This window comes from Protofrankia sp. Cj3 (assembly GCF_917627355.1).
Classification (GTDB): domain Bacteria; phylum Actinomycetota; class Actinomycetes; order Frankiales; family Frankiaceae; genus Protofrankia.
Map to the genome: position 1 here is coordinate 30,161 of NZ_CAKJTR010000033.1, position 8,583 is coordinate 38,743.

Sequence of the window (8,583 nt, forward strand, 5' to 3'; positions counted from 1 at the left end):
TGTCGCACGGCAGGAACTTTCCGAGTCGGATTGAAACCTAAAGCTTAGGCACGGACCAAACGAGGACGCTGTCGCACGGCAGGAAGTTTCCGAGTCGGATTGACCCCATCCGACGCTGCCGGTGATCTATGCGGGGGCAGCGGATGGGCGTTGCGGCTCCGGTCTGCGACCAGCGCGCGATCCATGATCGGCGCGTGTTTGTCGTTGTGTACGGTTTTTGCCCGCATCGGCGTGCCTAACGACAAACATACGCCGATCATGATGACAATAAATGCTGGCCGGCCGTATTTTTCCTGCTGCCCAGCCACGTATTGTCACGGGAGCTATGTTCGAGTAGGTAGTAGCGCGGGAAATGCCTGTGAAGAATGAAGATCGATGCCATGAAAATGGCTGGCCGCCGGTGGCGGGGTACAGGGTGCGGGGATGTCCCGAAGCGGGTGTCCCGTGGGCTGTCCAGGAAGAACCCGCCGGGGACGTCGGCTGTGCCGGGTGTTCCAAGCGGGTTGTCGGGATTCCAGGTCAGCGACGGAGCGTGATCCGCCATCGCAGACCGCTGGATTTTTCCGTTGCCGAGCAAGTGAAGTGGATCTGTCCGTCCTCGTGTGGGTCGCGGCGGATGTCGAGCAGATGCCGCCGGCCGCCATGTTCGGCCGTGATCGTGTAGTGGTCATCGTGCTGGCTGGTGATGGTTGTGTGCGGGAGATCCTCCGGGCGGCGCAGGCCGTAGCGCTGGCGAAACCAGATCTCGGCGACGGATTCGGCCGGCGTGGAGCCGAGCCTGCCCCGGATGTGGCCGAGCGGCAGCAGGCCGTCGAGGGCGAGCTCCGACAGCTCCTCGTCGGTGGCGGTGTCGAGGCGGCCGAGAAGGTATCCGCTGGGCAGGGTGATGGCGTTTGCCGCGAGGCGGTCACCACCGATATGGCTCACGCCGAAGGCCGGGGTGCCGGGTAGCAGGTTGTGCAGGCGATGCAGCAGCGGAGCGCCCGCCAGACCACAGCACGGGTCGTGGCGGCCGTGGATGCACACGCCGAGGAACGGAGCCCGCGGCAAGGGCGGGCACGCGGCAGCCGCGGGTCCGCGGTCCGTCTCCGGTCGCGCCGCGCCTCGTGTGATCGTTCGGTCGTGCGCGTTCCACAAGAACGGTTCCAGCGGTGCCGAACTGTTCGGGTAGGACCGGTACAGAATGGTCGTGGCGTCGGTCGGGATCGGTCCGAGACCGGGCAGCGACGCCGGGGCTGCGCCGGCAAACCGGGGCCATGGAGCAGGCGTGGGGAGGAACAGGTAACTACGGTGCCGAGGTACCGTACCGCGCAGGTCCTCATGGATGCCCCGGGACTCCGACGAGCAGACCACCGCACAGGGGCTCGCCTGCCTGCCTGCCGCCAGACGGCCGGCAGGCGATGACGCGCGGTGGTCCCGGTGGAAATGTGGCAGCCGTGGGTCCGCTGGCCGGGTAACATCGTCCACAAGGCTCCTAAATTCGTATCTTTGCACGCTCTGATTTAAGTAAACCTGACTTTAGCCTAAGGGTGCCTGCGGATGCGTGTGCCATCCCGGACAGTCCGCACCGTCACATCCGGGGAACCGCGCCGAGCGGTGACCGCCGGGAACGGGGCGGTGGTGCCGGGCCACTGTCGAGCCGGCCGCGCTGTGGCTGGTCGGACGGGGTTCCTGGTCGGACGGCGTTCCTGATCGCGGCTGTCCGGGACAGCCGGATGCCCTGGCTGTCCCGGTTCGATGCTTGCTCCGATGCCCGCTCCGGGGTATCCCCGGCACCCGGGGCATCCGTCCGCGCGGACCGATCTGTTGATCGTTCTTAGTGGCCGTGGGAGGTTGTGCCGCCCGGGTAGTTGCCTCCGCCGTGGGCCGCGTCGATCATGTCGTAGTCCTTCGCCCCGTTGCTGCGCGGTAGAGCGTCCACGAAGACGACGGTCCGCGGCTTCTTGAACGACGCGATCTGGCTCCGGCAGTGTTCGATCAGCTCGGTGCCGGTCGCGTCCGTACCATCACGCAGGACGACGATCGCTTTCACCGACTGTACCCAGCGGTCGTCGGGGACACCGATGACGGCCGCCTCCTGGACCGCGGGGTGGCGCTCGAGGCAGGCTTCGACCTCGGCCGGGTAGATGTTCTCCGCCGCCGATTTGATCATTCGTGTCGCGGTGCCGACGAAGGAGATCCGGCCGTCGGGTAGCCGTCGCCCCAGGTCGGTGGTGTGCCAGCCACCGGTTCGGGTCCGATGAGCGTTGTCCCGCGGTCTGTCCCAGTAGCCCGCGTGGACCAGCGCGCCACGCACGACGATCTCCCCGACCGCACCGTCGGGGACCTCGACGTCATCCGGCCCGACGATCGTGATCCGGGCGAAGGGAACGGGGCGCCCGACGGTCGGGCTCCACTCCTCATGCCCCAGGGCGGCGTAGAGACAGAATCCGGTCACCTCGGTCTGGCCGAACCCGCCCATGTATCGGCCCCAGGGGCTGTCATCGGAGGTGACCATGTCCTTCCAGCCCGGGATCATCGTCAGCGGGCTGCGCAGGGAGCGCAGGTCGAAACGCCCGTCTCGGTTGGTCTCGACGAGCTGTGTGACCTGCGGTGGCATCAGGAACGCTGACGTGCACCGCTCATCGGCGATGAGCCGGCACAGTTCCTCGGGGTCGCTGCGGCGGACGAACACGTTGGTGCCGCCCCAGATGAACGTCGCGGCGGTGTGCTGGAAGGTGCCGATGTGGAACAGCGGGCCGGAGTTGAGGAAGATCTGGTCGCCGTCCGCGTGGAAGAGCGCGCCGATGACAGTGCCCTGGGCGATCAGGTTCGCCGACGTGAGCATCGACCCGGCGGGCCGGCCGCCGTGAGCGGCCGTGTAGATGACGAGCACCGGGGCATGGGGATCAGGCTCCGCGAGGGGCGTCTGCGCGTCGCCCGCGGCCAGGAAACCTTCGTAGGTGTCGGGACTGTCGCTGCCCGCTCCGCCGCTGCCCGCTCCGTCGCTGTCGTGGCGCAGCCAGAGCGCGGTGTGCGTGGCCCGTTTCCGCGCTTCGCGGGTGGTCGGCCCGATTTCGGCGTCCTGCCAGACGACGACGGCGGGCCGCAGGTCGTCGATGACGAACGCCATCTCCTCGGCGGAATGCCGCCAGTTCACCGGGCAGACCATGGCGCCGAGCCGAGAACCCGCCAGGAGCAGTTCGAGCACCCGGTGGCAGGTCTGCCCGAGCCACAGCACCCGCGAGCCACGGGTGACACCCGCGGCGCGCAGCGCTCCGGCGAGCCGGGTGACGCGTCCGTCCAGCTCGGCATAGGTCATGCGGGTGTCGCCGCACACCGTGGCGGCGTGGCCGGGACGCGACCGGGCATGTTCGGCGAGAAGCTCCGCGAGCGTGGGCCAGGTGTTGACCGGTACCGGCGACATCAGGCGTCCACCCCGTGCCGGTCCGGCGAGCCGGCTCGCGCCCTGCCGTTGATCGTTTTGTTCACGGCGTTGGTCTCCATCTCTGCGAGTGATCCATTATATGGTATAATCGTATAGCTAATACGACTGTTTTGGTGGATGGTTCCAGGCTGGCTGGGGTCGTGCGCCGGGCGGCCGGCGGGCCGGGTTGTAGTGGTGGAATCATCTTCCTTATTAAATGCCTTATATTATATTTGTATCGGTTGGACACAGGGGAGGTGTGGCGGTGCCGGATGATCGTTATTACCAGCCCGCGGCGGAGACGATGCCACGAGCGGATCTTGAAGCGTTACAGGAGCGACGGGTCGTCGAGCTCGTGGAGTACGCCTACGAGCGGTCGCCGTTCTACCGCGAGCGCTGGGACGCGGCCGGTGTCCACCCGCGTCAGGTCCGTACGCTGGCTGACTTCCGGGAGCGCATCCCGTTCATCGACAAGCAGGATGTCCAGGAGTTCCGCCAGCGCGCGGGCGACCCGTTCGCCGGACTGCTCTGCGTCGACCGCAAGGATCTCACGTCGATCACGTCGACGTCTGGCACGACGTCCGAGCCCGAGTTCTTCCCGGAGCTGTGGGAAAGTGTTCCCCCCCTGGTCGCGGGCACCGCGCGTGATCTGTGGGAGCTGGGCCTGCGGCCGGGCGACAGGGTTGTGATACCCCCCGGTACCTTCCGCGGTTTCTGGGACACGCTGTTTCAGCTGCTCGGCCTCGTGCCGCTGTACATCGACACCTGGATGGGCCAGTGGGGGAACGTGCTGGACGCCATCGAGCAGTACCGGCCGGCCTACGTCCAGCTGCTGTACCCGATGGTCGTCGAGCTTGAGCGGCTCGCGGACACCAGGGACGTGCGGGCCGCGCTGGCGCCGCTGAAGGCGGCCAGCTTCGCCGGGATGCCGCTGGGCCGCGCGCTCACCGCCAAGGTCCGCGACGAGTGGGGAGTGAACCTTTACCTGTACACGAGCGCCGGGGACACCGGCACTGCCTGGGAGTGCTCCGAGCACGACGGGTACCACCTGTGGGAGGATATGGTGCTCGCTGAGCATCTCGACCCCTCCGGGGGCGCTGAGGTGGCCGACGGCGCGGTCGGTGAGCTGGTGGCGACCGACCTTGACAACACTGCCGCGCCGTTCATCCGCTTCCGGTCCGGTGACCTGGTGCGGCTGACCCGCGCGGCCTGCGGCTGCGGACGCACCCACGCACGGCAGTGGCCCGTCGGCCGCAAGGGGGACGAGACCGTCGTAGGCGACGTCCTGGTCGGCGTCCAGGATGTCTGGGATGTCCTGGAGACCTTGCCGGAGACGGTGGACGGGATCTTCCAGATCATCCGGCCGGCCCGGGTTGTCGACTCGTTGCGGCTGCGCGTCGGTTATGCCCCGGAGCTCACGGGCGACCTCGCTGACCTGCGGGCGCGGGTGACCGATGCGGTCGGCGCCAAAGTGGGGGTCGTCCCAGAGGTTGACCTGGTACCTGCCGCGGACATTCTCAGCACCTCCTCCAGCGTCGCGAAGTTTCCCCGGTTGGTGAAGGCATGAGCCGCGCGTCGATCGTGGCACGGTCGCGATCGTTGCCGCGCGCGGAGATAGCCGGTATCGGCCGTTTCACGGTGGCGGGCCGTCATCACGATTTCGCGATCACCTGGGATGATCGCGAAAGGGCCGCCGGCTGGCACCGAGCGGCGCTTGCGGCTTGGGGGTTCTCGCCGGGGGACAGCGTGCTGATCACCTCGGTGGCCTGCGAGGGCTTCTGGACCGCCGGGCTGACACAGGCGCTTCATGATCATCATATTGTCTTCGCGCTGGCCGAATCCTACGGTTGGGACGCCCGCCGGGTGGGGACCTTCGCCCGGCGGCTGCCGCTGGCGGCGGTATTCGGGCTCGGCCGGGAAACCGCTGAAGGGCTGCGGGGCACGGCCAGCCTTGACGTTCTCGCTCCGGTGCGCCACCTGTTTGCCCGCCCGGAGGCCTTCCCGATCCTGCGCGGCGCGGATCTGGACCCGCTGCTGTTCGCGCCGATCGGGCCGGCTGTGGCTGTCGAGTGCCCGGAGCGCGGCGGCGGGCACGTCGACGCGCGGCTCTGGTCGGTGCGGGCCGTGGACGGGCAGCTCCGGCTGTCCTTCGCGGACGAACGTCCGGACGGTCTCCGTGACGTCCCGCTCGGGGTGGGCGGCACGGTCCGGACCGGCCGGTGCGCGTGCGGCAGCGATGATCCGCGGGTGCTGCTGGCCTGACCCGCGCGGCGCGCGCCGGCCGCGCCGGCTGCCTGCGGTCCGCTCGGCAGGCCGGACGAAGCCCGCCTGCCCGCCTGCCCGCCTGCCTGCCTGCCTGCCTGCCCGCCTGCCCGCGGGACCCGGACCGTCGTGTCCCGCGGGCAGGCGAAGGGACGGAGCATGGCCGTGCCCTGCGCGCGGGACGTGCGTGTCAGCGCGCCCGGCACCAGGGGCGCGGCGTCCGTCGGGTGCCCCGGGGAGATGATCGGGGTGAGCTGGCCAGCAGTTGCTCTCAGCGGGCCGCGCGCAGGAAACGCCCCGGGCGGGTGCCGGTGAGCTCACCGAATTCCTGCACGATCGTCCCCGCGACCGCGGTCATCCGGTAACCCCCCGCGGGGCGGCGCAGCCGGGCAGCCCCGGTCGGCAGGTCCGAGACGAACACGTCCCGTTTCCATTCGAGCTCGTTGAGCGCGAACACGACGATGTCGCCGGCGGCGCCCTCGCGCAGGACGCCCCGATCGGCAAAGCCGAACAGGCCCGCGAGCTGTCCCGTCATCTTGTGCACGGCCTGTTCGAGGGTGAGGTCGTCGCGGTCGCGCACATGGCGGGTCAGGGTCAGGGTCGTGTCACCGATGGCGCACATCATCGCGAGGTGTGCGCCCGCGTCGCTGTTGGCGATGATGGAGGCGGGGTGCGAGAGAGTCTCCGCAACGCCGTCCGCGTCCGCGTTGGACACGCCGACACCGACGACACCCGGCGTGAGGTCATTGTCCAGCAGCCAGTCGGCGAGGACGTCGGACGGGTGGCCGGCATGGGCGATGACAAGGTCGGCCAGGGTCGAGCCCACCCACTTCTCGTTGTGCGGGCGGGTGACGGAGACGAACCGGATCCGGTCGGGGTGGCGGTGCGGGATCATCGTTCGAGGGACCTGGTCCCACTCCGCCCGCGCCTGTGCCCGCCACTGCGGGTCGGTCAGCATCCGCTGCTTGTCGCCGGGCGTGGCCTGCACCATCCGATGCCAGGTCTCCTGCAGGCCCATCCAGGACATCCCGCCGTTCCAGTTCACGTGGATGTCCAGCGTCCGGGGGCTTACCTGCGGGTAGGAGCGGATTCCGCCGGCCTGCAGCTCCGCGGCGAACGTGAGCATCTCCCGGGCCCAGTTGGGCTTGTCCGACGTGTGAAAGATACCGATCCAGGAGTGCATCAGGTCACGTGGCCGGCACAGATCGCCCATCCGCCGGACGTCCGCACGCATCTGACGGCCCGACTGGCCCGGGATGAACGTCATGAACCGGGACCGGTCGGCCAGGACGTCGATCAGCGCGGCGAACTCGGCGTCGTCGGCGATCCGGCTCGGCACCGGCCGGCCGGCGCGGTCCTCGTCGAATCCGAGCGATGTCGACATGCCGAACGCGCCGGCGTCGAGGGAGCCGGCCAGCAGGGCCGCGATCAGCGCTCGCTCGTCAGCGGTCGCGGCCCGATCCCACGCCTGCTCGCCCATGACGTACTGGCGCAGCATGTTGTGACCTACGAGCCCAGCGACGTTGAGGCCGTAGCCGCCGCGTTTCCCGGCCGCGTCCAGGTAGTCACCATAGGACTCCCAGTCCCAGGGCAGGGCGGTGTCGAGCACCTCGTGGGGAAGGTCCTCGATGTAGCAGAACAGGGCCGCGAGCCCGGCTCTGTCCGCGGGGCGGACCGGCGCCAGGGACAGCGAGCAGTTACCCACCAGCGCGGTTGTCACGCCGTGCTGAGGCATCGGGTCGCACATCGGGTCCCAGAACAGGGTGGGATCGAAGTGGGTGTGCACGTCGATGAAGCCGGGTGTCACGTAGGCGCCGGATGCGTCGATGACTCGCTCGCCGTCCGGCCGCAGTCCCACCCCGATCTCCGCGATGACGCCGTCGCGGACCCGGACGTCGCCGGGCCGGGCCGGGGATCCGGTGCCATCCACGACGCTGCCGCCGCGTACGAGCAAGTTGTCCATTGAGAGCCTCTCATTAGGTATAATGATTCTACTAAAATAGTCATTCTGTCAGAACAAGTCGAGGAAGGCGAGGGAGGGATCTTGGAGCGCAGAGTCGCGATCGTCACCGGTGGTACCCGTGGTATCGGTGCTGCGATCACAGAGGTTCTTGTCGGTGCGGGGGCGCATGTCGTGGCCATCTACGCTGGTAACCACGCTGGTGCGGAGGCGTTGCGCGAACGTCTGGTCGACCGGGGCGGTTCAGTCAGCATGCACGCCGGGGACGTCGGCGACCCGGACTTCTGCCGAAAGCTCGTCGCCGACGTGCTGGGTGAACACGGCCGCGTCGACCACCTCGTCAACAACGCGGGTCTCCTAGTCGAGAACAGTGCCTTCAGGATGACCGATGAGGACTGGGAGCGTGCCCTGCGGGTGAACCTGTCCGGCCCGTGGTATCTCGCCCGCGCTGTACTTGCGCCCATGGCGGAACGCCGTTTCGGGCGCATCGTGAACGTCGGGTCGGTGACCGCAGCTATGGGCAGTCCGGTCGAGATCGGCTATGGGGCGGCCAAGGCCGGCCTGCTGGGTATGACGCGCTCGCTCGCGCGGGCGGTCGCGCGTAAGGGCATCACCGTCAATCTCGTCGTGCCCGGTGTTTTCGAGACGGATATGACCAACTCGATGGCGCCGGCCGCGCAGGAGACGATTCGCGCGATGATCCCGTTGGGGCGGCGCGGTGATCCCGCTGAGCTCGCGCACGCCGTCCGCTTCCTGCTGGACGACAGAGCGGGCTACGTCACCGGGTCGGTGGTCACCGTCGACGGTGGCCTGAGCATGGGTGCCTAGGATTCCGAAAGGATCTCCAGAATGTCCCCGGCCCGAGACGGCGTTGTCGCGCCGCCGTCGAGCCGGCTCAGCTCCCGCGGCAGGGGGGCCGGTTGCCGCACGTCAAAGGTGGTGCCAGCGGGGCTTA

6 protein-coding genes are annotated in these 8,583 nt (G+C 68.6%); 3 read left to right on the forward strand and 3 right to left on the reverse strand.

The genetic code is table 11. The annotated features are described in order from the left end of the window. Positions 1–519 precede the first annotated feature (519 nt). Positions 520–1,353, reverse strand: a complete 834-nt coding sequence (locus tag MJ783_RS06880; RefSeq protein ID WP_239309320.1) for a sucrase ferredoxin — start codon at positions 1,351–1,353, stop codon at positions 520–522. Between the two features lie 463 nt (positions 1,354–1,816). After that, positions 1,817–3,406, reverse strand: a complete 1,590-nt coding sequence (locus MJ783_RS06885; protein ID WP_239309321.1) for an AMP-binding protein — start codon at positions 3,404–3,406, stop codon at positions 1,817–1,819. Positions 3,407–3,623: 217 nt separating this feature from the next. Here MJ783_RS06885 and MJ783_RS06890 point away from each other — a divergent pair, with 217 nt between their 5' ends. Both MJ783_RS06890 and MJ783_RS06895 read left to right on the forward strand, forming a co-directional pair. Next, on the forward strand, positions 3,624–4,973 hold the full coding sequence (locus MJ783_RS06890; RefSeq protein WP_370651469.1) for a phenylacetate--CoA ligase family protein: 1,350 nt from the start codon (positions 3,624–3,626) through the stop codon (positions 4,971–4,973). Beyond that, positions 4,970–5,668, forward strand: coding sequence for a hypothetical protein (locus MJ783_RS06895; protein WP_239309323.1), 699 nt, complete (start codon positions 4,970–4,972; stop codon positions 5,666–5,668). The genes MJ783_RS06890 and MJ783_RS06895 overlap by 4 nt, the downstream gene beginning before the upstream one ends. A gap of 271 nt (positions 5,669–5,939) precedes the next feature. Here MJ783_RS06895 and MJ783_RS06900 read toward each other — a convergent pair whose 3' ends face one another. Further along, on the reverse strand, positions 5,940–7,631 hold the full coding sequence (locus tag MJ783_RS06900) for an amidohydrolase family protein (RefSeq protein WP_239309324.1): 1,692 nt from the start codon (positions 7,629–7,631) through the stop codon (positions 5,940–5,942). Positions 7,632–7,712: 81 nt separating this feature from the next. Between MJ783_RS06900 and MJ783_RS06905 the strand changes: the two genes are divergently transcribed. After that, positions 7,713–8,456: a 3-oxoacyl-ACP reductase family protein gene (locus MJ783_RS06905; protein ID WP_239309325.1), complete on the forward strand. Its 744-nt coding sequence runs from the start codon at positions 7,713–7,715 to the stop codon at positions 8,454–8,456. Positions 8,457–8,583: the final 127 nt, after the last annotated feature.

Bases quoted from the DNA above. Each gene is read 5' to 3' on its own strand.
- MJ783_RS06885 (WP_239309321.1), bottom strand. From the start codon at position 3,406: ATGTCGCCGGTACCGGTCAACACCTGGCCCACGCTCGCGGAGCTTCTC.
- MJ783_RS06890 (WP_370651469.1), top strand. From the start codon at position 3,624: ATGCCTTATATTATATTTGTATCGGTTGGACACAGGGGAGGTGTGGCG.
- MJ783_RS06895 (WP_239309323.1), top strand. From the start codon at position 4,970: ATGAGCCGCGCGTCGATCGTGGCACGGTCGCGATCGTTGCCGCGCGCG.
- MJ783_RS06900 (WP_239309324.1), bottom strand. From the start codon at position 7,631: ATGGACAACTTGCTCGTACGCGGCGGCAGCGTCGTGGATGGCACCGGA.